Origin of the sequence: Akkermansia muciniphila, from assembly GCF_018709685.1 — a bacterium.
Classification (GTDB): domain Bacteria; phylum Verrucomicrobiota; class Verrucomicrobiia; order Verrucomicrobiales; family Akkermansiaceae; genus Akkermansia; species Akkermansia muciniphila_E.
Genome location: NZ_JABDHQ010000024.1, coordinates 1 through 24456 on the forward strand (window position 1 = coordinate 1; position 24456 = coordinate 24456).

General features: G+C 60.1%; 15 protein-coding genes. 8 read left to right on the top strand and 7 right to left on the bottom strand.

What is annotated here, in order from left to right:
- Nucleotides 1-118: 118 nt before the first annotated feature.
- Nucleotides 119-1471, top strand: coding sequence for an ankyrin repeat domain-containing protein (locus HHJ06_RS11285; protein WP_215429881.1), 1353 nt, complete (start codon nucleotides 119-121; stop codon nucleotides 1469-1471).
- A gap of 28 nt (nucleotides 1472-1499) precedes the next feature.
- On the opposite strand, the gene HHJ06_RS11290 is transcribed toward HHJ06_RS11285, so the two are convergent.
- Together HHJ06_RS11290 and HHJ06_RS11295 are read right to left on the bottom strand one after the other, a co-directional pair.
- Nucleotides 1500-3287, bottom strand: coding sequence for a sialidase family protein (locus tag HHJ06_RS11290; protein WP_215429883.1), 1788 nt, complete (start codon nucleotides 3285-3287; stop codon nucleotides 1500-1502).
- Between the two features lie 90 nt (nucleotides 3288-3377).
- Nucleotides 3378-4163: a GDSL-type esterase/lipase family protein gene (locus tag HHJ06_RS11295; RefSeq protein ID WP_215429885.1), complete on the bottom strand. Its 786-nt coding sequence runs from the start codon at nucleotides 4161-4163 to the stop codon at nucleotides 3378-3380.
- Between the two features lie 308 nt (nucleotides 4164-4471).
- On the opposite strand from HHJ06_RS11295, the gene pflB reads away from it, so the two are divergent.
- Together pflB and pflA are read left to right on the top strand one after the other, a co-directional pair.
- Nucleotides 4472-6739 (top strand): formate C-acetyltransferase, encoded by a 2268-nt coding sequence (gene pflB / locus HHJ06_RS11300; RefSeq protein WP_215429887.1) that lies wholly within the window; start codon nucleotides 4472-4474, stop codon nucleotides 6737-6739.
- 16 nt (nucleotides 6740-6755) lie between these two features.
- Nucleotides 6756-7538, top strand: coding sequence for a pyruvate formate-lyase-activating protein (gene pflA / locus HHJ06_RS11305; RefSeq protein WP_215429889.1), 783 nt, complete (start codon nucleotides 6756-6758; stop codon nucleotides 7536-7538).
- Between the two features lie 17 nt (nucleotides 7539-7555).
- Here the strand turns inward: pflA and HHJ06_RS11310 are convergent, their stop codons facing one another.
- The 4 genes from HHJ06_RS11310 to HHJ06_RS11325 form a co-directional block, all read right to left on the bottom strand.
- Nucleotides 7556-7852, bottom strand: a complete 297-nt coding sequence (locus tag HHJ06_RS11310) for a helix-turn-helix domain-containing protein (protein WP_215429891.1) — start codon at nucleotides 7850-7852, stop codon at nucleotides 7556-7558.
- A gap of 69 nt (nucleotides 7853-7921) precedes the next feature.
- The gene (locus tag HHJ06_RS11315; protein WP_215429893.1) at nucleotides 7922-9850 is read right to left on the bottom strand and encodes a glycosyltransferase family 9 protein; all 1929 of its coding nucleotides are present in this window, start codon (nucleotides 9848-9850) and stop codon (nucleotides 7922-7924) included.
- A 158-nt stretch (nucleotides 9851-10008) separates the two neighbouring features.
- Nucleotides 10009-10545 (bottom strand): LamG-like jellyroll fold domain-containing protein, encoded by a 537-nt coding sequence (locus tag HHJ06_RS11320; protein WP_215429895.1) that lies wholly within the window; start codon nucleotides 10543-10545, stop codon nucleotides 10009-10011.
- Nucleotides 10546-11184: 639 nt separating this feature from the next.
- On the bottom strand, nucleotides 11185-11496 hold the full coding sequence (locus HHJ06_RS11325; protein WP_215429897.1) for a hypothetical protein: 312 nt from the start codon (nucleotides 11494-11496) through the stop codon (nucleotides 11185-11187).
- On the opposite strand from HHJ06_RS11325, the gene ykgO reads away from it, so the two are divergent.
- The 5 genes from ykgO (at nucleotide 11495) to HHJ06_RS11350 (ending at nucleotide 14814) form a co-directional block, all read left to right on the top strand.
- A complete protein-coding gene (gene ykgO, locus HHJ06_RS11330) occupies nucleotides 11495-11659 on the top strand; it encodes a type B 50S ribosomal protein L36 (protein WP_065529996.1) in 165 nt (54 codons plus the stop codon). The two genes, HHJ06_RS11325 and ykgO, sit on opposite strands and share 2 nt — an antisense overlap.
- Before the next feature lie 86 nt (nucleotides 11660-11745).
- Nucleotides 11746-12885: a homoserine O-acetyltransferase family protein gene (locus tag HHJ06_RS11335; protein ID WP_215429899.1), complete on the top strand. Its 1140-nt coding sequence runs from the start codon at nucleotides 11746-11748 to the stop codon at nucleotides 12883-12885.
- Nucleotides 12886-13184: 299 nt separating this feature from the next.
- Complete coding sequence (locus tag HHJ06_RS11340; protein WP_215429901.1) at nucleotides 13185-13496, top strand: DUF1330 domain-containing protein; 312 nt, start codon at nucleotides 13185-13187, stop codon at nucleotides 13494-13496.
- Nucleotides 13483-14346, top strand: coding sequence for an MBL fold metallo-hydrolase (locus HHJ06_RS11345; RefSeq protein ID WP_215429903.1), 864 nt, complete (start codon nucleotides 13483-13485; stop codon nucleotides 14344-14346). The genes HHJ06_RS11340 and HHJ06_RS11345 overlap by 14 nt, the downstream gene beginning before the upstream one ends.
- A gap of 57 nt (nucleotides 14347-14403) precedes the next feature.
- Nucleotides 14404-14814 carry an OsmC family protein gene (locus tag HHJ06_RS11350; RefSeq protein WP_215429904.1) on the top strand — a complete coding sequence of 137 codons (411 nt, stop codon included), beginning with the start codon at nucleotides 14404-14406 and terminating at the stop codon, nucleotides 14812-14814.
- Nucleotides 14815-14917: 103 nt separating this feature from the next.
- On the opposite strand, the gene HHJ06_RS11355 is transcribed toward HHJ06_RS11350, so the two are convergent.
- Nucleotides 14918-24367, bottom strand: a complete 9450-nt coding sequence (locus tag HHJ06_RS11355) for an autotransporter-associated beta strand repeat-containing protein (protein WP_215429906.1) — start codon at nucleotides 24365-24367, stop codon at nucleotides 14918-14920.
- Nucleotides 24368-24456: the final 89 nt, after the last annotated feature.

Here is a 24456-nt window from a genome sequence, read left to right on the forward strand (position 1 = left end):
CCATTCAAATTCATGCCCGGTCCGCTCCAGGCCTTACTTGCGCATACCATTTTTTCATTGCTCGAAGTTACGGATTCCTGCATCATGGCTTCTCGCAGTTGTCCTGCTTATGATACACATGACATTAAGAAAAAAGACCCTCTGGTTTTTTGGAGCTTTGAGCGTTTTTGCCGCCCTTGTCGCGGGATCCACTATTTTCTGGTTCCTCAGGAATGACCCCACTCCCGCGGAGTGGAAATTCAACCCCCTGTGGACAAAAGCGGAAAAAGAACAGATTCTTGCCGTAGCGGACTTCACGGAGCATCGCAGTCCGGAGCGTTTCATCTTCCGCGGGCTTTGTCCCAATTCCCGCCATATTGACTGGCACATGTTTTCCGAGGTTTCCATGCGCCAGTACATGCAGGAGGAAATCAGGGAAAGGCTCCAGATGATCCGGAATACGGCGGAGCGGGCGGACGGACGCTGCCGCACTTCCTCCCATGAAACCCTCCTGCACCTGGCTGCCGGGCTGGGACAGGTGCAGCTGCTGAACCGCCTCCTGCAACGCAATGCGGACCCGAACCTCCAGATCATCCTGCCGCAACATGCCATTCCATCCATACCGGGTTCCGAGCAGGGGGACACTCCCCTGACCGACGCGTGCCATCCCGGAATGGATGACGCCCATCCCCTCCCGGTGCACAACAGGCTTTCCTGCCTCAACCTGCTGGTTCAGTACGGCGCGGATGTGGACAAACCGGGCCCGATGGGATGGCCTCCGCTGGTCATGACCTGCGTGGCCGGCATCGGAGGGGCGCCGTATGAGGAAGCGGCTCTTTTTCTTCTCAAATGCGGGGCGGATATTTCCCTCCAGCCGGAATTGAGGGGTAAAAAAACCAGTCTGCTGACCTGGGCCGCCGCCGCCGGATACCCCCTTCTGGTCCGCAAGCTTTGCGAGGCCGGGTATGATCCCAATTTCCGCGGGGAGATGACCCCTCCCCTCCTTTCCCTGAACCTGAACAGGCCGAAAACCGCGTTGCAAATAGCCCATACCCTGCTGGAATATGGGGCGGACGTCAACACGGCCATGCCCATGACCACAGCCCCGCCGGATTCCGCGGGAGACACGGCCCTGCTGAACCTGTGCCGCCAACTGGCCTTTATTGATGTATCCCACCTCCCTCAAATCCGGGAACTGGTCAACCTCTTTATCAGTGAGGGGGCGGACGTCAACCATCAAAACGCAGCCGGGGAAACGCCCCTGATGCTGTGCTGCCGGGACATGCTGCTGGGGGACGATACCCTGGACCGGCTGAAGCTGGGCATTGCACGGCTTCTGCTGGACCACCAGGCAGACCCTGCCCTGCGGGACAAGTACGGCCGCACGGCCCTCCAGCAGATCGGCAACCGGTCAAACGACCACCTGCACCAGGTTCTGAAACACCTGCCGGAGTTAAGCACCTCCCCGCTTCCGCAGAGCGGAAACCGCTAGGCCCGGCTCCCCCCTGCGCGGGCGCCTCTCATTTCACCCGGGCGTTCACCGTATCCAGCAGAACGCCCGCGTCCGGCTTGGTCCCGGTGCTGATGAAATGGATGTAACTGGCCCCATTGGGAGACTGGTTCACCATTTTCAGCGTGCCCGCCTTTTTCCCGTCCAGGGAAACCACAGCCTGGGAGCCCTGCCAGAGAATGGAGACCTCATGCCACGCTCCGGGCGTAAAAGGCACTTTTTTCATGCCAAGCAGCAGATGGGGGGCGGGCTTCAGCTTGATGGGGAAGGTAAACAGGGCGTAATCCTTCGTGGTGGTGTCACAGGCATTGAACAAGCGGTCCGTCAGGGAAACCTGAAGGCCTGAATCGTCCGCCTGGTCCCCGTCCGCCACCCGGAAGCGGAATTTGACCAGCCCCGTGGTCCCGTTCGGGAAGTTCCAGGTAGCGCCCCCGTTCTGGTAGTCCACCTTGGATTTCTCATTAACCAGTTCGGGATCATTCAGGCGCCTGATTTGCAGCACTTTCTTTTCCCCGCCGGAGGGGTCCGGAACCAGTTCCGCGGAGGGCTTCCGGTTGTAGCTGCAATGGCCTTTTTTCTGGGGAATATAGGTATGGATGGTCCATTGGGCGTCCAAATCCCTGCCCGTCTGCGTGGCGCGCGTTTTGGCGGCCACCCAGCGGCGGTCCACAATGACCAGGCGGCGGTGGTTTTTGTGCTGGCCCAGGGAAATGAGAATGCGGTTTTTGTCCAGCTGCACCATTTCACTCTGGTGCTTGCCGCGGTCTTCCGGACCGTCCAGCGTGGCGTAGCCGGGATGGTTGCGGTGTTCATCCAGAATGATTTCACGGAATCCGTACCAGGTCTTGCCCTCGTCATCGGAGAGGGCGATGTGGTGGGAATCACGGTTGGTAAACACATCCTCCCACGTTCCGTTGCCTGCCGTGGCGTTTTCCGGCAGGGCCATCGTGTTGGTCCACAGGGAGACGATGGTTCCGTCATCCAGGCGTCCCAGCGTGTTCATGGTCAGGGTGCCGAAGAAGCGGGACGGCTCCGGCTTGCTCCACGTCTCCCCGTAATCCCTGGAGAACGCCTGCCACGCCTGGTCCTGGGAGGTGCGGGCCAGCGCCCACAGGGTGCCGTCCTTCATTTCCAGCACCGTGGCTTCCACGGCATTGTTGAACCATCTGACGCCCTGGTGGGGCGGCTTGGCTTCATGCCTGGGAGAGGTAACGCCATTCTTGGACACGCGCCAGGTCAGCCCGCCGTCATCGGAAATGTGAAACTTGGTGCCGCCACCCATGTTGTGGAACGGCACAATCACCCTCTTGCCCTTGTTGACAAAGGTGGGAGTGCGCATGATGCCGCCCAATTTTTTCAGATTTTTCTGCTTCTCCGGATTCTTCCAGTCCTCCTCCAGCTTGCCGTCATTCGTGACCGCAAACCACTTGCCGTCCAGGCCTCCCTTGGAAAGGAAGATAAACCCTCCGATGGGCTGCACGCGGATGAATTCCCTGGTGAGGGGATTGCGCGCAATCGCCGGGGACTCCTTGGGAATGCCTCCATAGTTGGGCGGGTAGCCGGCAGGGGCCGCCTTCATTTCCCAGGTTTTTCCGTTATCCTTGCTGACCAGGTAATCCGGCTCCTTGCGGGTGCCGGAGTAATGGCGGATTTCACGGGAATTCACGCGGATGAGGCCTCGTCCGGCATCGGACGGCGGCGTGGCTACAACTTCAGGCTCCGGAGCGGGAACGGCGGCCTGCTGGGCATAACAGCAGCAGACAGAACCGGCAAGCAGGGCAAACAACAGGCTTTTCATAAATCGGATACTCAGACTAAAGGCGGTATATTCTTACGGAACGGGCTATCCCTTCAAGTCCAAATCCCTCCTTATTCAAAAAGACCACTGTCAGGCCTGCTTTCCGGCGGGTTTTCCGCCGCGGTACTTCGCATCCATCTTTTTCAGCAGTGCGGCCAGCTCCTTTTCCAGCGCCTCGTACCCCCTGGCGTTGGGGTGCACCACGTCTTTCATGAATTCATTTTTGGGAGAAACGCCGTCCGCGGAAAGAAGCGCCTTCCCCGGATCGGCAAAGAAGACGTTTTTCCCATTGTGAAGCTTCGCCAGCAGCTTGTTCGTCTCCTTCACCGGGACGGCCAGGTTTTTCTCCTTTCTGGGCAGAATGCCCAGCAGCAGGATTTTGGAAGAAGGGCATTTCCGGCGCACCAGGAGCACGAACGCCTTGATATTGTCCGCACACGCCTGCGGCGTATCCTTCCGGTGGCCCAGATTGTTGGTTCCCAGCAGCACGATGACGACCCGCGGGGAGATGCCATCCAGTTCCCCGTTCTGCACGCGGTAATAGGCATTGTCCACATAATCAAAACCAAAGCCCATGTTAGTCACCGCATGTGGGCCGAACAGCTGATCCCAGGATGCCCCTCCCGCCTTCCTGCCGTCTCCGGAGGGCTCCCCGCCCCAATGATGGGTGATGCTGTCCCCGATCATCACGTACTCCGGCTTGACGGACCGGTTCCGCTTTTTGACGGCCTCATGACGGGCATTCCAGTCATACGGATCCCGCTGGTGGGGTTCCGGCTTCAGGGTGGAAGGCAGAGCGGGCGCCGGAGCGGAAGATGCAGGAAACGCCAGAAAGGCGCCCAGCATCACGGTAAGCGTATACAACTGGAAATTCATGACGGAACGGCTGAATTGGAACCCAGTGTAGGGAAATCCCTCCGCGCATCAAGACCGCATGCGGCGGCATCCCTTCCCGGATGGAAAAGACCACAGCCCGCGGCCGGAATTTTTTCCTCACTCCTGTTCCGGAACGGCCGTATCCTTGAAACAGGCCAGGCTCCCCGCCCCGGTAACCGGGCCCGGAAGAATTGGCCTTGTTGCCCCCGCAAATTCCCGGTATAGTCAAGCGGCGCGGAGTTTCGTCGTTTCCGGCCCTTTTAAAGGCCGGGGCCGTCCTCTCCGTTTTTCCACACCATATCCTATTTATGATCAGCATGGCAAAAGACTTGAAGGCATCCCCCGCCCTCCCGCAGGAATGGCAGGGATTCAAGCCCGGAGCATGGACGGAGTCCATCGACGTACGGGATTTCATCCAGAACAATTACACGCCTTATTCCGGCAATGAAGATTTTCTTTCCGGACCATCCCGGCGCACGCTTCAACTCTGGGAGGAACTGAAAGTCCTGCTGAAACAGGAAACGGACAACGGCGGCGTGCTGGACGCGGACGAGGAAGTGGTTTCCTCCATCGTCTCCCACAAGCCCGGCTACATTGACAAGGAGCTGGAGGTGGTGGTGGGCCTGCAGACGGACGCCCCCCTGAAACGCGCCCTGATGCCCTTCGGCGGCCTGCGCATGGCCCAGCAGGCCCTGGAAGCCTACGGGTTCAAGATGTGCGAAAAGACTGCGGACATTTTCAACAAGATACGCAAAACGCACAACGAGGGCGTTTTTGACGCCTACACCTCGGACATCCGCGCGGCCCGTTCCGCCGGCATCATCACCGGGCTTCCGGACGCCTACGGCCGCGGGCGCATCATCGGGGACTACCGCCGCGTGGCCCTGTACGGCACGGACAAACTGGCCGCCGAACGCCGCAAGGACCTCAAACGCCATGAGAACATCCCCCTCACGGACGAGGTCATCCGCCTGCGCGAGGAAATGAGCGAGCAAATCCGCGCCCTGGAGGAACTCGCCCGGATGGGCGCCTCCTACGGCTGCGACCTGGCCCGCCCCGCCGCAAACGCCCGTGAAGCCGTCCAGTGGACCTACCTGGGCTACCTGGCCGCCGTGAAGGAACAGAACGGAGCCGCCATGTCCCTGGGCCGCGTCTCCACCTTCTTTGACATCTACTTCACCCGGGACCTGGAACAGGGCCTCCTTACGGAGGAGGAGGCGCAGGAAATCATGGACCAGTTCGTGATGAAGCTGCGCATCGTCCGCTTCATCCGCACGCCCGACTACAACAACCTTTTCTCCGGGGACCCCACCTGGGTAACGGAATCCATCGGCGGCATGGGGGAAGACGGCCGCACCCTGGTCACCCGCAGCTCCTTCCGCATGCTCCAGACCCTGTACAACCTGGGCCCCGCTCCGGAACCGAACCTGACCGTGCTGTGGGCCGGGAACCTGCCGGAAGCCTTCAAGAGTTTCTGCGCCAGGGTCTCCATTGAGACGTCCTCCGTCCAGTATGAGAACGATGACCTGATGCGCCCGCACTGGGGTGACGACTACGGCATCGCGTGCTGCGTATCCGCCATGCGCATCGGCAAGCAGATGCAGTTCTTCGGCGCGCGCGCCAACCTGGCCAAATGCCTCCTCTATGCCCTGAACGGCGGCATGGATGAACTCAAGGGCAAACAGGTGGCCCCGCCCTCCCCGCGCTATACGGAGGAGATTCTGAAGTATGATGAAGTGATGGCCCTGTACGACAAGATGCAGGACTGGCTGGCCAAGACCTACATTGACGCCCTGAACATCATCCACTACATGCACGACAAGTACTGCTATGAACGCATTGAAATGGCGCTGCATGATCCTGAAATCCTGCGAACGATGGCTACGGGCATCGCCGGGCTCTCCGTGGCCGCGGACTCCCTGTCCGCCATTAAATACGCCACGGTGAAGGCCATCCGCAATGAAGACGGCCTTATTGTGGATTTCAGGACGGAAGGTGAATTCCCGTGCTACGGGAACAATGATCCGCGCGTGGACGAGATCGCATGCGGCCTGGTCACCGGGTTCATGGAAAAACTGCGCAAGCTCCACACCTACCGCGGCTCCCTGCCCACCCAGTCCATCCTGACCATTACCTCCAACGTGGTTTACGGCAAGAAGACGGGCAATACGCCGGACGGCCGCCGCGCCGGGGAACCCTTCGCGCCCGGGGCCAACCCGATGCACGGCAGGGACAAAAACGGAGCCGTGGCCTCCATGCTTTCCGTCGCCAAGCTGTCCTATGACGACTCCCTGGACGGCATTTCCTACACCTTCTCCATCGTGCCGCAGGCCCTGGGCAAGGAAGAAGGGGAACGCCGCGCCAAGCTCGTCTCCCTGCTGGACGCCTACTTTGCCGCCACAGGGCACCACATCAACGTGAACGTGCTGGAACGGGAAACCCTGCTGGACGCCATGGACCACCCGGAAAAATACCCGCAGCTGACCATCCGCGTTTCCGGCTATGCCGTGAACTTCATCAAGCTCACCCGCGAACAGCAGGAGGAGGTTCTCAACCGAACCTTCCACACCCGTTAACCCAGCCAGGAAGCGGATGCCCCAGGCTTTTCCCCAGAACCCGGTTCCGGGCGGTGAATCCGCCGCCGCGGGGCTGGTCCATTCCGTGGAATCCTGCGGCACCGTGGACGGTCCCGGCATCCGCTTCGTCCTCTTCCTGTCCGGATGCAGCCTGCGCTGCCGCTACTGCCACAATCCGGATACCTCCTGCGTGCGCCGGGGCCGGAACAGAAGCGCGGCGGACGTTCTGGAAGAAATAGCCCGTTACCGGGATTTCCTGCTGGCGGCGGGCGGAGGCGTCACCCTGTCCGGAGGCGATCCCCTCTTTCAGCCGGATTTTTCCAAAGCCGTGCTGAAGGGATGCAAAGGCCTGGGGCTGCACACCTGCCTGGACACCTCCGGCCATCTGGGCCGGAATGCGGATGAAGACATGCTGGCGAACACGGACCTGGTCCTGCTGGACATCAAGGCATGGGACCCGGAACGGTACAAGGCCCTGACAGGCGGGGAACTGCGCCCTACCCTGCAATTTGCGGAACGCCTGGCCGCCCTCCGCAAACCCGCCTGGCTCCGGTACGTGCTGGTTCCGGGCCTCACGGACAACATGGAAGACATCGCGGAGCTCTCCCGCTATGCGGCGCACCTGGGCAACGTGGAGCGCGTGGACGTGCTCCCCTTCCACCAGATGGGACGCTTCAAGTGGGATGAACTGAATCTGGAATATACCTTGAAGGACGTCCCGGAACCGTCCGCGGAACTGACGGAACAGGCCCGCCAAGTTTTCCGCCGGGAAGAAAATTTAAGAAATGTAGTATATTAGAAATACAAAAAATCTATTCAATCCTTAGAATTATTCATAACATTCATTGCACCTTTGACCATCCCAAGTAAAATTTCTACTTTACTTTCAGCTTTTAAAGCTCGTTCACGCCATATTCTGACGTCTAGAGCCAAACCTTCCTCCCTGGCGCTCAAAAGAATGGAAACAACAGATTCCCTGACGTGTAAAGGAACTTTTTCTCCCTGTTCCAAACGGACTATGGTGGTCACATTATATCCGGATAATTCTGCAAGACGAGCCAATGTTAAATGGGTCTCATTCCTCAATTTTTTTAAATTAATATCTTTAGTCATAATTTAATATTTAAGGAAAACCTATCTTCATGATAGACAGAGGAATAAACCTTTTTTCTATAAATATCCTTAAATGCTAGACGTATTTATCCCGTGCAAGGCCTCCAGAACCTCCTGCACGGAAATATGGCGGTTGCAGGGAACGTCACGGTCGCATTCCCTCAGGAAGCAGGGAGAACAGCACTGGTGACTGTACAGGGAACGGTTGAAAAGGCCCATGGGCCGGCAAATATCCGGAAGACGGGTGGAAAACAAGGTCACCACCGGAAGGCCGCGGAAGGAGCAGAGGGCCGGAATATCTCCATCCACCGCCACGGCCGCAGCCGCGTTATCCATGACGGGGAACAACGCTTCCGGCGTTCCTGCCGCCAGTTCCACGTTCAGGCGCTCCGCCAGGGCGGCGGCGCGGTCACGGTCTTCCTCCAGGGCTGCCAGTACAGCCCTGCGGGGCAGGAGGGGAACAAGTTCCGCCCACTGCTCTTCGCTCCATTCATTGGCCGGCCCCAGGCTGGAGAACGGGGCAATCAGAATGGGAGCGTCTTCCGGAGCCTGCGCCTTTTTCACCGGGAACACGGCGGCCTGCCACGCATCCAGCCCATGACGGCTGCCGAGCTCCAGGTAGGACTGCACCCGGTGCATGGGGGGGGCGGCGCGCAGCACGGGGGCCGTTACCCGGAATTTGTATTTCCGGGCGCCGGGGTGCGTATCCAGCCCTGAGAACATCATGGGCCCGTACGGCTCCAGCGCCTTCAGGGTCTCCATGTCCTGGTCCAGCATGATGCCCATGTCCAGCGGGCCGTCATTGTAAAATTCATCCGCATCCAACGCTTGCCGAAGCTGTTCCAGGGAGTCGTGCGGCAGTACATGGCTGACTTCCGGCATGGTCTTCCATACCCCCGCCTGGGCGGACGGGCAAATAATGTTCACCTGCACGTCGCACCGGGCGGCCTTCAAGACCCGGACCAGGGGAGCGGCCACCAGGGCTTCATCCAGGGCCTTCGGCACGGCCACCAGGATGCGGTACGGCTTCAGCTCCATGTTTTCCAGAAGCCGGGACGTTTTTTCATCCCGGGGAGGAAAGCGGTCAATGGATTTCCAGCGGTGGTGCATCCAGAATACGTCCAGCACGGACTTGCCGATCAAGGTTTCCAGGGCCCGGTTCACTTCCATGGTGTCTCCCGCCAGGGAGCCGTCGGAACGGGAAAAATCAACCACGTTCCCCATGTCGCATATCCAGTGCCCCGGAGAATCCGTGCGCACCGCTATCGCCACCATGCCCGCTCCGGTCCTTTTTTTCAGCAGGGCCGGCAGCGGAGTGGTGCCGGTCACCTTCCCGAAGAACGGGACGTGCACCCCCTCCCAGACAAACTGGTCGCTCAGCACTCCAAGGGCTGCTCCTTCCTTCAGCAGCTTCATGGGCGCCTTGATCCCTCCCTCTTTGGAAAACATCTGCGTTCCCCTCTCCGTGCGGCGCCTGTACATGTACTCCTCCATCAGCGGGTTGTCAAACTGGCGGTACATGGACCCGTAACGCTCCACTTCCGGAAAAAACACGCGTATTCTTGCCAGGGCTTCCCAATTGCCGGAATGGGCTATGGCGCATACCTGCCCCCGCCCTTCCAGCACGGGAGCTGCAAATTCCTCATGCCCCCCGACGGTAACGCATCTTTTCAACTGCTCATCCGTCAGGGTGGCCGTCTTCGCGGAGCACAGGAAATTGGCGATCGTCCTTTTGAAATTTTCCCGGCTCAATTGATGCAGCTTCTTCCCGCGCAACGCCGGGTCCAGCACAATGCGCAGGTTCCTCTCCACGATTTTCCGCCGCTGCGGCAGCAGATACCACGCCGCGCCGCCCGCCACGCGTCCCAGACGGTAAAGCGTTTTCATGCCGATGAGCTTCAGCAGCCCCTCCATCAGCAGAAATCCTTTCATCCCCAGATGATGGGAAAACGTATTCCGGGGAGCCGGAGAGGAATCGGATGCGGAGGAACTAGTCATAAGAAAACCGGAACGGATTTTATACGAATCCCTTCCGGTCCACAAACCCTTTGTGCGCCGCGCGGACGGTCTTTATGCTCATCTTCAGCCGCAAGGAACCGGGGGCATCCCTTCCCGGGATGACCGCTCCCCTGCGCTGAACCAAATCCGGAAGGTGGTCAAACCCGGCGCCGCATCATCATCACCGCCAGGCCCAGAAGGCCCAGTGAAGCCGCCGCGGGTTCAGGAACGGAAGCCAGCCCCCACGCTTCCCTGACCAGGTCTTCCGTCAATACGGAATCATATGCCTTGAAATCCGCTATCTGGAAAGAATTCCCTTCACCTGTGTTTCCGCCCACCGCCACCGTGCCATTTTGATTGCCGTTAAGGCCGGAGGATAGTTGGGGTATACCCGCAAGCTGCGTTCCATCCAGAAAAATCTGAAAATCCGTCTTCCGGGAGGAGGTATCCGTATCCAGGGCCATGACCAGGTTGAACCATCCTGAATTGATGATTTCCTGGCTGACGGTGAACGTCTTCCCTTCTTCCCCGGTTCTCTTGGACGTAAACGAACCGTTGCCGTTGTAAATGAGCTGCAACCCCCGCAGGCTGTCTGTTTCCCCAAAAGAATAAATCGTAGCGGAAGAAGCCAGGGAAGATACATTCAGCCACATCCCCACCGTCTGCGTGGAGATATTCCGGTCACCGCCCGTCATGGTCGCCCAATCCGTGTATGGGGCTGTGGAATCAATCCGGAAAGAAATGGTCCAGCCGTCCAGGGAAAGGCCGGTTCCTGTTATAAATTGCTCCCGCTCCACGTTTGAAGAAAATTCCCAAGAGGGAGCGGACACTGCGGAAGCGGGTCCAATACAGGATAACATAATGACGGTTAACAATTTCTTATTCATGACAGGCAAATCGGATTTATCAATAAATGTGTGGAAATATCTTCATTTCCCTTAACTTGGGGAACTTTACCGGATTTTTAATCCGTTCGACGCAGAGCTCACATGAACAGCGGGGAAGACGACGGCAGCCCCAGACGTCGAATTAACCGTACACATCCGTCCCATCACGGCACAATCAATTGGAAACAAGTTACTCCCGTCCCTTGAGAAATCATACTTCCCAAAAAGAAATTCAACTTTGCTATGCTTCAGATGTTATATGATATACGAAAGCCGTGAGGCTTCCGTCCTCAGCCGGATGCCCAGGAGACATCCGGAGTTTTCCCTCAAATCATTTCCCATCAGCCTAGAGACTTGACCGCGGATTAAAAATCCGTTCGGAAGCGTTTCTTCCTGCCTGCCAAAACCCAGGGTCAAACGGGCCCGGCAACACCTCCCGTTCCCCGCTCACGCATCACGGAAGAAAGAAAAGCCATGTTCCCAAAAACCAAACGGACCTCCGCCGGCCGGGACAATCCATGCCTCTTCCGTATCAGAAAAAGCGCCTGCCTCCATTTGAAGGCATCCGCCATCCGCGGTGCGGTCTCTCAAGCCCCCTGCCCCGTCTTGCCATTCTTTTCCTTCCGTCTGCATCTTGAGTCCGATTCCCTCCGGAAAACGCGGCAATTTCACTTCCGGAAAAGAAATGACTTTACAATTCTTAACTAAACGGTATATTCCGTCTCCCGAACCGAACACCAAACCGGAGTTACACACCATGAAAGTTCTTTCTTCCTTAGCCTCTATGAAGCGCCGCCACGCAGACTGCCAGATCGTGAAGCGCAAGGGCACGTTGTATGTGATTTGCAAGAGCAATCCCAAGTTCAAAGCCCGCCAGGGCGCCACGGCAGGTACGCGTCTTTCCAAGAAGGGCGTCAAGTAACCCCTGGCCCAGCACAGATTTCAAGAAGACCGCCGCCCGCCGGGTGCCGGTCTTTTTTTGCTGACAGAGCACCTTCTCACACGTCCATGCAGCTTCCCTCCGTCCAAACCAGATTTCTGGATCTTCCCGGCTCCTTTTCCCTGCGGAACGGAACCGTGCTGGACAAGGTGCGCGTGGCCTACGAGCAGTACGGCTCCCTGACGCCGGAAAAAGATAACGTGATCCTCCTGTTTCACGCCCTTTCCGGCAGCCAGCACGCCTACGGCTATAATCCGGAGGTGCCGGGCACCGGCTCCCTCTGGAAGCCGGAAAACCATGAAGGCTGGTGGAACAGCATCATTGGCCCCGGCCGTCCGCTGGATACGGACCGCTTCTGCATCATCTGCGCCAATTATCTGGGCGGCTGCTACGGCACCACCGGACCCGCCAGCCCCTGCCCTGCGGACGGCCTGCCTTACGGCTCCCGCTTCCCGCACGTGGAGGCGGCGGACCAGGCACGCCTTCAGGCACTCCTGCTGGACAGCCTGGGAATAGACCGCGTTCATCTGGTGGGGCCCTCCGTGGGCGGCCTGATCGCCCTCAGCTTCGCCTGCCAGTTCCCGGAACGGACCCGGAGCTTTATCTCCATCGGCTCCGGATACCGGGCTTCCATTGAACACCGCCTGTCCCTGTTTGAACAAATCCTGGCCATTGAACTTGATCCGGATTTCCGCGGCGGGGATTATTACCAGGGCCCGGCTCCCAAAAAGGGGCTGGCGTTCGCGCGCATCATCGGCCACAAGGCGTTCGTGTACCAGGAAGGGCTGGAACAGCGCGCCAGAAAGGAGGTGGGCGGCCGGTCCGGCCTGCTTACGTGGATGACGCCCACCCGCAGTACGCAAAGCTACATGCTGCACCAGGGAACCAAGTTTGCGGAGCGTTTTGACGCCAACGCCTACATCCGCATTGCGGACATGTGGGCGGAGTTCGACATCCGGGACCATGCGGCGGATGGCGCTTTCAGCACTGCCCTGGCAGGCTTCCGGCGCGCGGGGATTCCGGCTCTTGTCTTTTCCATTGATACGGACTGCTGCTTCCGCCCGGCGGAACAGAAGGATTTTGCGGAACAGCTCAAGGCCGCGGGCATTCCCGTGGAATTCCACACCATTGTTTCCACCAAGGGACACGATTCCTTCCTGCTGGAACCGGAGCTTTATGCGGAACCTGTCCGCAGGATTCTGGGGTGAGGGAGAGTTTTCATTCAGAAACCGCAGCTTTGCCCGGCGGTTCAAGACAGTGCCCGGACGCTCCGGATGACAGACCAGGTGCAAAAAGCAGGAAAACCGTTTGCGGTTGAACGGCCCTTGTGAGAACTTCAAAAAATTGAAACTCCGTACTTTGCCGCAGCGCCGCGCTCATTCAGGCAAGTCCGGAAGATGGATTGACAGGCGCCATTTCCGGCTTTAGCCTGCCCATCAAGGCCATGGATGCTTCCGGGCGTCTATGGGAACCAGCAGGCGCCCGCCGCTTACCGGAAGAGAAGGATATGAGTTACTATTTTATTGTCACGGTTTCTTTAACCGGGGATGCCCATTCCCCGTATGATTCCTATGTCAGGGAAGTCAAACCCATTGTTGAAAAGCACGGCGGAGAATACCTGGTCAGGACCAGCGAGGTCATTCCGTTGACCGACGGCTGGAAGCCGGACCGTGTGATTGTCATCCGGTTTCCCTCCCGGGAAAAGCTGGAACGCTGCTTTGCCTCGGAAGAGTACCGGCAGATCAAATCCCTGCGGGAGGATTCCGTGAAGAGCCACGCCATCATCGTGAAAGGAACGGATGGTGATGAAGCTCTGTGAAGGACTGCACCAGATCAGGGTTGATTTCCAGGTGACGCCGGAAATCAAGCGTTTTGCGTATATCTACCTTATTGAGGGAGCCGCCTGCTATCTGGTTGATTCCGGCGTTGGCGGAAGCGAGAAGGCCATTTTTTCCTACATGGAGAAAATCGGGCGCAGGCCGGAAGAGATCAGAGGGATTTTCCTGACGCACGCGCACCCGGACCACATCGGCAGCGCATCCGTGATCAGGGAACTCACGGGCTGCACCGTTTACGCAAGCGGGGGGGAGCGGCGGTGGATTGAGAATATTGACCTGCAATTCAAGGAACGTCCCATTCCCAATTTTCACGCGCTGGCGGGGGCATCCACCCAAGTGGATGCCGTAGTCACGGACGGAGACGTCATCACGCCGGAACCGGGCACGGAAATCAAGGTCATAGGCTCCAGGGGACATTCCTGCGACGGCGTCTCCTACTGGCTGCGGAACCGGGAGGCCCTGTTTACCGGAGACGCCATTCCCGTGTGGAATGACGTTCCCATTTACATTAACAGGGACTGGAGCATGGATACCCTGCACCGCCTGGCGAGTCTTTCCCCGGTACGGTTTTACTGCCCCGCATGGGACAAGGTTTACACAGGCCGGGAAGGCGCGGAAGCCATCTCCCGGGCGCTGGACCTCATTGAAGAGATCCAGAGGGGTGTGGATGCCGTGATGAAGGACCGGACCGCGACGGACAGGGCCGCACTGATCAGTCAAATCTGCACGAAACTGGGCATGGAAAGATTTTTAGGAAATCCCCTCTTTGCCGGAACAATCGCGTCCCACCTGCCCTCCGGGATGCAGGACATTTCTTCACGGGAATCTTGAATAAAAAAATAACCAAATTCCGGTGAACCCAAACCGGGGCCGGACTGTCCTACTCCTATGACTGATACTCATTACACCTCCGAAACGGAGAACGTCGGACAGTTCCGCTGTGAGAGCACCTATATTCCCTCCAATATCACCTTTGCCACCGACCTGCCCGCTTCCTTTGAAGGCCGCGCAGAGTTTCCCTCCCCCGGTGTGATGCTCGGTTCCACGCTTGCCTCCTGCATGATCAGCCTGGTTTCCGTAGTTGCGGCCAGAAAGGGCGTGGACCTGAAGGGCATGCGCATCCTGGCGCGCGCAGTGGAATCCTCCAAGGGGATTGAAAAGATTGAGCTGAAGGCCATCATGCCCCTGGAAGGCACCCACCCCCTCCGCTCCATGCTGGAAAAGACGGCCCTGAGCTGCCCGGTGCATCAGGCGCTCCGCCCGGACCTGGAAACGCCCATTGAATGGGAATGGAAGTAATGGAAAGAGCCAATTAATACTTAACGTCTTTTCTGAAAATCACGAAGAAGGCCGTTCCGGAATCCTCCGGAACGGCCTTGTTTTTAGCTGAGTTTTCCTTCTTTTAGAAGTTGTAGCGGTAGCCGATGCTTCCGTTGATGGAGCTGGAGCCGCTGCGGATGTCCGCATTCCCGTCCGCAAAGATGACGCTCTGCTTGCCCACCGGGATGCTCAGGCCCACGCCAACCTGGAAGGCCGTAGCCCCCACCTTGGCGCCGTATACCGGGCGCGTGTAGGAGGGGTCCGCCAGGAAGCCCACATTGGCCTGTCCGCGGCGGTCGCCCATGTCCTGGGAGACATTCGCCCGTACTTCTCCCAGCGCTTCCCGCCCGAAGAGGTTGGAGCCAAGGAGGCCGGAGAGCCTGGCGCCCACCGCAACAGCCGCCGTAGTCAGCTTCTGCTCTTCCACCCTCAGGCCGGCGTTTCCGGCGGAACCGCTTTCACTGTAACCGTCCATGCGCGTCGTCACGATGGAGGCGTTGAACAGGGGCTGGAGAATCACGCTCTTGTCTTCATTGAGGGCGATGTCGTACGCCAGTTCATACATGGCGCCGAAGCCGGACCCGGTCGTGCTGCCGTGGGCCTGGTAGGAGCCCGTGCCATAGTCTACCGTGCGCGTGAGTTTGGCGTCATTCCAGCCGCCCGTCAGAATCAGCAGATGGGACCACTTGCGGGACTGGTAGCGGGCGAACAGGTTGACGTAGTAGCTGTCCAAGTCTCCGTCCGCCGTATCCGCCGCGTTCGCGGTCAGGCTTCCGTAGTTGGCCGTGAACGCCGCGCCCGCGGTGAGGTGGTCGTTGATATCCACGTCCATGCCCACCGTTCCGCCCCAGGTGGAGAGCTTGTAGCCGCTTTCGTCCCCCTTGGCGTCCAGCTTGGCGTAAGACCCGGTGCCCTGCATCCACATGTGGAAGTACGGCATGTCTTCATTAATGTACGCGGGATTCACGCCCATCTGCGCCACGCGGTTGCGTATCCAGCCCATCTGGTCACGCAGGGAGTCCCGCTGGGCAATGCCCAGGCTGGTGACCGTACTGCCCGCGGCGGCGGCCAGCTTGCGTGCCGCTCCGGAGTAGTCCCCGCTGTTCTGGGAGACCAGCACGGAGGTGTACAGGTCGCGCAGGGTGGTTCCCTCCTCCATGTGGTAGCGGGAGTTCCAGAGCAGGTCAGCCCCGGTGGACGCATTCCGCGTGAGGGAGGAATCACGGAAGATGTTTTCCGTGCGCGCCGTCCCGGTGAGGATGATGGCCGTCATGCTGTCATTGGTGGCCAGGTGCAGGTTCTCGTACAGGGAGCTGAGGATCATGTCCTGAAGGGTGACGTTGTCTCCCAGGGAGACCAGCGCGCCGTCCGTCGTCTTGAACAGTTCCATGTTCAGCGTTTCCGTATTCCCGGTGACCAGGGTGTCCAGGTTGCTCATGACCAGCGTGACTTCTCCCGTTCCGTCACCCAGCGTGATGTTTCCGCTGGACGTGACGAACGGGTTGCCCAGCCCTTCCACCGTTGTGGAGGAGGTGGTGATAGTCACCGTGCTGTTCCCCGTTACGCTCAGGCCGTCCGTGCCCAGCGTGAGCTGGGTCTTGGGATCAGATGCGCTGCCGATGTTGAGCGTGCCGCCGTTCACGGTGATGCCCTTGTAGGCCGCCTGCGCCGGATTGCCGCCTTCCGCCGGGGCTCCGGCCAGGGTCAGCGCGCCGCCGCCGGTCACGTTCAGGTTGTAGCCGGCGTTGCCCGCGCCCTTGATGGTTTGCACGCTGCCGTTTCCGGATTTGAAGTTGAGCGTTCCGGAAGCCCCGTCCAGCGTACCGGTGAAGGTATGGGAGGCGGAGGAGTCCACCGTCATTTCCGCACCGCTCAGCTTCAGGGCGCCTCCGCCCGTCAGGCCGGAGACCGTGTTCACGGAGCCGGTCGCGGTGGACAGTGCAGAACCTTCACGGATGTCCAGCAGAACGCCGTCCAGGGAGGAGCCGTTGCCCAGCGTCAGGGAGGAGTCCGTTCCGTCCCCGCCCAGGGTCAGCGTGCCGTCCCCGGAGATGGTCACGTCCGTCACATGGCTGCCGGCCTGTTGGCCGGTGACCACGAGCTGGGCGCCTTTACCCAGGTCCAGGGTGCCGCCGCCCGTGCCGGAGGCCAGGTTTTCCACCGTCGTCACGCGGGAAGCGCCGTCATTCCTGCCGCCCAGCGTGATGTCTCCGCCGGACAGTTCCAGCGTGGTGAGGCTGTTGCCCGTGCCGTTCAGGACAATGTTCCCTTCCGTGGAGCTCAGCTTGGAGTCATTACCCGTGAAGCTGCCTTCCACCGTGAGGGTTTCTGCGCCTTTCTTGATGAAGTCCACATGGTCGCCGCTGATGGTGCCGCCGTAGCTGTTGCCGCCGGCGTCCACGTTCTGGATCAGGTCCACCACGGCATGGTTGGCCGCCGCATCCGCCGCCGTATTCGTCACCACCAGGGTGCCGTTGCTGCCGATCAGGTTGCTGACTTTCAGGCCGTCTCCGTTCCGGGAGGCGTCCGGGGCTCCGTCCAGGCTTATATTAAGCGTGGTTCCGTTGATGCCCACAGCCTTGTAGGGATCCAGGGCGGCGTAGTCGGTGATGTTGGGGTTGTCGGAATTGGGGGTGGTATCCACCAGGTAGACCAGGTCCGTATTGCCGCTGATCATCAGCGTTCCGTCCGCACCCAGGACTTCCGTCACCGCATAACCCAGGGAGGCCAGCAGCGGGGAGAAGCTGATCTGCTTGTAATTGTCCACCGTCAGCGTTCCCGTGGTCAGCACCAGTCCCACGCCGTCCGCGGAATCCCGGTTGGCGGAGAGCAGGTCCAGAACGCCCTGGTTGCTGAGGTTGATGGTCGTGGTAGCGGCGGAGAGCGTCAGGCTGTCCGCGTCAATGACGCCCTGCCCGGTTGCTCCGCCCGCGGTCAGGCTGCCGCTGTCCAGCTTGAGCGTCACCGTTTTGCCCGTCATGTCCAGAGGGCCGGAGACCCCGGTAAGGCGGGAAAAGTCCTCCATGACGATGGAACTGACGAGGCTGCCGGACAAGCCGCCCAGATTGATGGTGTTCAGGGCGCCCTGCGTTCCGGTGGAGGCTGCCACTTCCACGTTTCCGGTGGTTTTGGCGCCCGCGTTTGCCAGGCTTCCCCTTGTGATCAGGATGACGTTGGCCGCATTCTGGGAGGCCAGGTCAAGAACGCCGTTGTTGATGGTGACCCGTCCGGACCCCAGGGAGTCAGCCCCCGCCAGAGTAACGGTGCCTGTTCCGGAAAGGGTGGTGGACCCGGTAAATCCGGTGTTGCCAGCCGCCAGCGTTATATTCCCGGTGGTGTCAATGACCAGGGAACCGGCTCCCGAGAGGGTTCCGGCCCAGGCGCTTCCTTCACCCAGCCGCGCCGTGGCGCCGCCTGCAATGGAGAGGGCACCCAGGAAGGTGTTAGCCCCGGTGAGTTCCAGCGTTCCGGAGTTCACGGATACCGTGCCGCCGGCCGTGCCGCTGATGACGCCGCCATAGGAGAAGTCACGGGCAAAAGCCAGCGTGGAGTTGTTCTGGATGTCTATGCTGTCCCCCAGCTTGGTCACATTGGCGGAGTTCACCGTGACCGTGCCGCGGTGCACCTTGAGCTGGCCGTCCAGGTTGACGCCGCCCGTCAGGGTGATGTTGCCCGCGCCCTGGGTGGAGAACGCCGTGCCGCTCAAATCGCCGCTGAGGGTGAAGTCCTTGGTGGCAAAAATCTGGTTGCCCGTAAAGACAATGTCATTGGCAAAGGTTCCCCCGGCCGTCCCGTTCCACTCCGTACGGACATTGGAGTCCGCCAGGTTCACGGTGCCGTCCGCTCCCATGGTCACGTTGTTCAACTGGAAGTACCCGGCTGTCACGGACAGGGTTCCCTGGAATTCCGTGCTCATGTTCAGGACATTGGCTCCGTAGTTGGTTCCCAGCCCCACGGAAATGGTACCGGTCCCGGAAGCGTTCAGGTTGAGCGCCGTGTTGTCATTGGCGCCGCTGACCGTCAGCACGGAGCCGGAGGCCAGCTCCACGGTTTTTCCGTTGGCCAGGGCCTTGGCGGCGGTAGCCGTCACGTTTTCACCCAGGATGAGGGAGCCGTCCGTCCACGTCATGTTATCCGCGGTGAATGCCGTGGCGAAGGCGCCGGAAGCCAGATTGAGGCTGCCGCCCTGCAGGTTGATCATGCCCATGCCCGGCTGGACGTCCGCCGTTGCCAGCGTGAGCGTGCCGCCCGTAACGGTGACGGCTCCGGAACCCAGGGAGTTGGCGACCTGGGCCACCAGTTCGCCCTGCTGGATGGAGATGGATCCCGTCCAGCCCGTGTTGTCCAGATTCAGGGTCAGCTTGCCTTCGCCGCGCTTGGTCAGCGTGCCCTGGGCAATTTTCCCGGTGCCGTCCGAGGCGAAGACATAGTCGCTGCCCGCGGCGTTGTTCACCGTGATGGAGGCCGGATTCACCGCCCCGGACAAGGTAACGGTACCGGCACCGGAGCTGTTGAAGATCAGGTTCTGCCCGGCGGCCGTATCCGCAGAGCCGTCAATGCCCCACTGGGCGCCCGTGTTCGTGTCGCTCCAGGTCATGCCTTCCGTTCCCTGCCAGATCCACACGTCCCCGGCGGAAGTCACCACCAGCTTGAGGGTGGTGCCCGTCTGGACCAGTTCGTAAATCAGCGTTTCGTCTCCGGTGTATCCGGCCCAGTTGAAGATGGCGCTTCCGGCATCAAGCCCGCTTGCCGCGGAGATGAGCGTGTATTCCCCGGCTTCCGTAATCCCTTCAAGGCCGTTCAGGGTGAGGGTGAAGGTTCCGGCGCCGAAGGCCCCGCCCACCCCCATGGAGGAACTGATGTCCATCGTCAGGGTGGAGCTGTTCGCCAGATTCAGCGCGCCGGCGGTAGTCATGCGGGTGTTGGCGGCCATCGTGATATTCCCCAGAGCAGTGGCTCCGGTGGAAGTCAGGGCCAGCGTTCCTCCGCGGATGTCCGTGAGCCCCGTATAACTGACCGTACCGCCCAGCGTCAGCGTTTCATCGCTGACCTTGGTCAGGGACAGGACTCCGGTTGTGTCATAGGAGATGGTGGTGGCTCCGTAGGCAATGGCAACGCCTTGGTCCGTGATCGTTCCGTTGTACGTGCCGGAACCCACCGTCAGCGTGCGTGCGCCGCCCACGGCGCCCACCTGGGAGTTGGCCGTGCCGTCCAGGGAGGCGATTTCAATATCCCCCAGCACGCGCATGAAGGCGAATCCCGTGGTGTCCGTGCCGGACGTAAGGATCACCCCGCCCTGCGCCATGGAGGTGCGCATGTCAAGCCCCGTGCTGTACCCGTTGGAGGCGTTCATGGTGATCATGCCGGTAAATCCGGAGGCGTCGCCGCCGATGATGAGCTTGCCGTTGGAGTTGTACCTGCCGTCGCCCCCACCGCGGCTGTATGTCAGGGAGCCTGCGCCTGTAAGTGTTCCGGTGAAGCCCATTTCCTTGGCCCAGTTGTCCCGGCCCACCAGGGAGGCCGCCCCGTTGACGGTCACGGTTCCCGTAAAGTTATGCTGGTAATTGGTGGCGTTTGCCTGGGAGGCGTCCACCCATTTCACGGAGACCGCATCTGATGCGGCCGTGCCCAGAATCAGATCGGAGCCGATGGTGTGGTGGGCGCTGTTGCCCGCAATGATCAGGGACGTGCCGTTCTGCAGGGTGACGGAGGAACCGGCGCTCCCCCAGTTGATGGCGGTAGAGCCGCCCCCTATCTGGACGTTGCCTTCCTGCACGATCAGGTGGCCGGAATTGGCCCCCGTCAATTTCAGCAACCCCGTACCGGTTTTCCGGACGGAACCGGCTCCCGTGATGTTATTGCCGAAGGTAAGGTCGGAAGGCGTTACCAGATTGATGAAAGAGTTGTTATCCGCGGCAAGGGAGAAGGCCGGGTTGGTCACGGTTCCGAGATTCACCGTGACCGTCGCGCCGTTGGCCGCTCCCAGGAAGGACCCCGCGCCCCAGGTGATGCCCGTGGCAGGCAAGTCCGTATCATATCCGAACGCCAGAACGCCCTGGTTCACGGCTACAGTGGTTCCCGTGCCGAGCACGGAAGCGGAACCCAGCACCAGGGTTCCCGTGCCTTCCTTGGTGACGGCGGTATTGGCAATTGCGCCCGTCCCCGTCAGTTCATAACGGGTGGTGGAGTTGCGGACCAGCATGGAACCGGGGGAGACCTCGGAATCAAGCTGCACCACGGAGGAGGCCACTCCGGCCTGGTCTGCAAAGGAAACCGCCAGACCGTCCGCATACGTGGCGGGAGCGCCGCCATTCGTCCAGATGTTTTCCGCGCTCCAGACCCCGTTTTCGCCGCCCGCCCACAGCAGGAGGGTTTCCGCCGTGTAAACCAGGTCCCTGCCGTTGTTGGAAACGGTGATGGTTCCCGCCACGCCGTCCGCAAAGACGGCCTTGATGGAAGAGATGTTGGTCAGCCCGGTGGTGGAGAGCACGGACATTCCGTCCGTCAAGGCGCCAAATCCGGTAAGGTCCAGATGCAATTCCCCTTCCGCGGAGAGGGCGAAGGCGCCATTCACATTGATTCCCGTTCCGGCTCCCCCGGCCAGAGCCAGCGTGCTGGAGCCGTCCACGTTCAGGCTCCCCGTAAAGAAGGAGTTCTGGAACATGGTCACGATGTCGAAGCCGGTAATGGCCGTATTGGAGAAGGAGATGGCCTGGTCCACCGTATTGCCGTAACCGCCCAGAAGAAGGGAGGAAGTGCCTCCCACCGTGCCTTCCGACACACCCAGCGTGCTGCCCGTGCGGAACGCGGCTTTTTTAACGGTGAGGGTGGCGTTCCCGTTCACGGCGGACCTTGCGCCGCCACCGCCCGCATAAAGGGCTCCCGTGTAAGCGCCGCCGTCCAGGGTCAGGCTGGAATTACCCTTGACCGTGGAAGTTCCGGCAGTGCCGTAGCCGCCGCCGTAAATGGCCCCGGTAAAGATGGCGTCACTGCCCGCGGTGATGCTGACGTTGGAGTCTCCGTTGATCGTATACGTTCCTGAACTGCCCGAGTAGGAACCGCCCACGATGCTCTTGACGAAGGTGCCCGTGGCCGTCCCCAGGTCAATCGTCACATTGGTGCTTCCGGTGATGGTGGCGCTGGAAGTGGAGTTGGCTTCATAAGCGCTGCCGCCGATGATGAAGCCCCTGGCTACGGAATTGAGCGAGACGGCTTCATCCGTGACGCTCTGCATGCTGCGCACAACGACGAAGGTGCTGCCGTCAATGGTGTTGGTGGAGTTATGGGCCGCCGTACCGCCGCCTATCACGCTACCCTTCACCACGGCATTGCCGTCCACGGACACGTAAATATTCCCCGTGATGCCGGCCCCCTGGCCGTCCTTGTAGTTGCCACCCACCACCCAGTTGACGGAGGTATCCCCCTGAATCTGGGTATGGACATCGCCCGTGATGTTCCACTTGCCGGTGCCGCTCCAGTTGTTGGCATAACTGCCGCCGATGATCAGGTTGTAGTTGCCTGCCAGAACGTCCGTCCAGATGCCGGTGGTGATTTCCGTGGCCGTTGCATTGGTTGCCGTATTGTAATAGCCGCCTGCCAGAGTGACTCCCGTCAGGTCTCCCGTTCCGGTCACGACGTTCACGGAGCCGAATCCTTCCTGCATGGACGCGGCGCGGATGTTGTACAGGGCCAGCGCCTGCTGGTCCGCCAGCGTTCCGGCGCCGGAGGAGGGGGCGCTTCCCAGCCCCCAGGCGGAATCCCATGCGGTATCATACGCGCCGGACCCGGTGAAGGTAATAACCGTTTTCCCGTCCACGGTAGTGATGGTGTACAGGGAGGCGTCAATGTCCGCCAGCGTGAAGCCCGTCCCCAGGTCCACGCCCAGGTTGTAGGAGGTATTCACCAGGGCTTCGGAACCGAACAGGTCCTGGAATTCCTGAAAACCGGAGAAATCAATCAGGCCGGAAGTCAGCGTCACGTTCTGGAGCACGGTGCCCACGTTGTCCATGGAGGTGTAGTACAGGCGGCCGCCGTCCACGGTTACATCGCCCGTAATCGTCCCTGTGCCGTTGGCGAGGATGCCCATCGTTTCCCCCACCGTGACGGCGTTCTGGAAATTCATGGTCCCTGCGGAGGCGGAGATGGTTCCGTTCCCCGTCAGCCCAGTCACGTTCATGGTTCCATTGCCCGCATCCAGCCTGCCCCCCGCAAGGACGGCATTAATGTCGCCGGCCTTGGAAAGCACGGCGCCGGAGTTGACGGTGTAGGTTCCCGTAAGCGCTACGTTCTCGGAAAGGTGAACCCAGCCTGATTGCGCCACGAAGTTGCCCGCGCCCGTGATGGAGTTGTCAATGACGTCCGCCGCTTCTCCCGCCGTACCGTAATAAGTGAGATACTGGCTGCCGGAGGAAGTAGTGACGGCGGCGGTGCCGAGGGAACCGGAAGCGTTGATGCCCAGGGAAGTGGAGTTGCGCGTGATGGCGATGGTGCCGCCAATCTGGTTTTCCGTACCGGTGAGGGTGTAGTAAGTGTACTCGCTGTCGGCGCCGCTGATGGAGAATCCGGAGGCCGCCGTAAGCACGCCCGTGAATTTGATATTCTTGCCATACTGGGTGGTCAGGTTCACTCCGGTGCCGAATGTGGCTGCTCCGGAGAAGGTGAAGCCATCCCCGTTGATGGAGTTGGCGTCATAGTTATAATATCCGGAAACGGCAGGGCCGTCCTGCACGGTCAGCGTGGTGCCGTCCCCCATAACCAGCTTCTGGGACCAGTTGACATTGCCGGAAAAAAGGGAGAGCGTGCCGCTGCTGATTTTAAGGGTGGCATCCGCGGCGGCGGCGGGGGTCAGGGCCACGGTCTTGTCGGAATTGCCCAGGGTGAACGTGCCGCCCCCCGTGTAATCAACCGTCACCGTTCCGCCGAAGCTCCCGCCGTAGGAAGAGGAGTCCCCCGTGATGGTCAGCGTGGTTCCCTCCCCGGTAATCAGGGCCGCGGCGTTGTTGTGCTCCAGTTTGCTGATGGAGGTGTTCACGCCCGCTTTCAGGATGGAGGCGCCCGTCGCATAACCATAGCCGCCCAGCTTGATGGTGGCGTTCTGGGCCGCCAGCGCATGGTTGAGGTTCAGAATATTGTTCTGCGTACCCCCCGTCGTGTTGGAGTAGAGGGAAATGATTCCGTTGAAGGTGCCCGCCCCGTTCAGGGTGAGGGTGGAGAGGGCCGTGCCTCCGCTGGCGACACGGTTTACCGTCAGCACGGCTTCCGGGGCATCCCCGTTCAGGTTCGTGATCGTAGCGTTGCCCGCTCCGGCAAATTGCAATGTTGTGGAAGCCGTGACGGTGCCGACGTCATAGGTGGCGTTTCCTCCCGACGCCACATTCACCTGTGTCCCGTTAAAAGCGACATCCGCGGCATAAGCCTGTGATACTGTTATTAAAAGACCAGAAACTCCTGCAAAGGTGGCAGTTCCAAGCGTTACTCCGGAGAAGGAGGTCATCAGGGCGGCCAGCAGATTCAAGGGAAGGTGTAATTTCATGTAACGTTTGACAATTAATGGGTTATTCAATCATAAAAGAACCTTTCCCACAACACGGCAAGGGGAATATGATTGTGGATATAAATAAG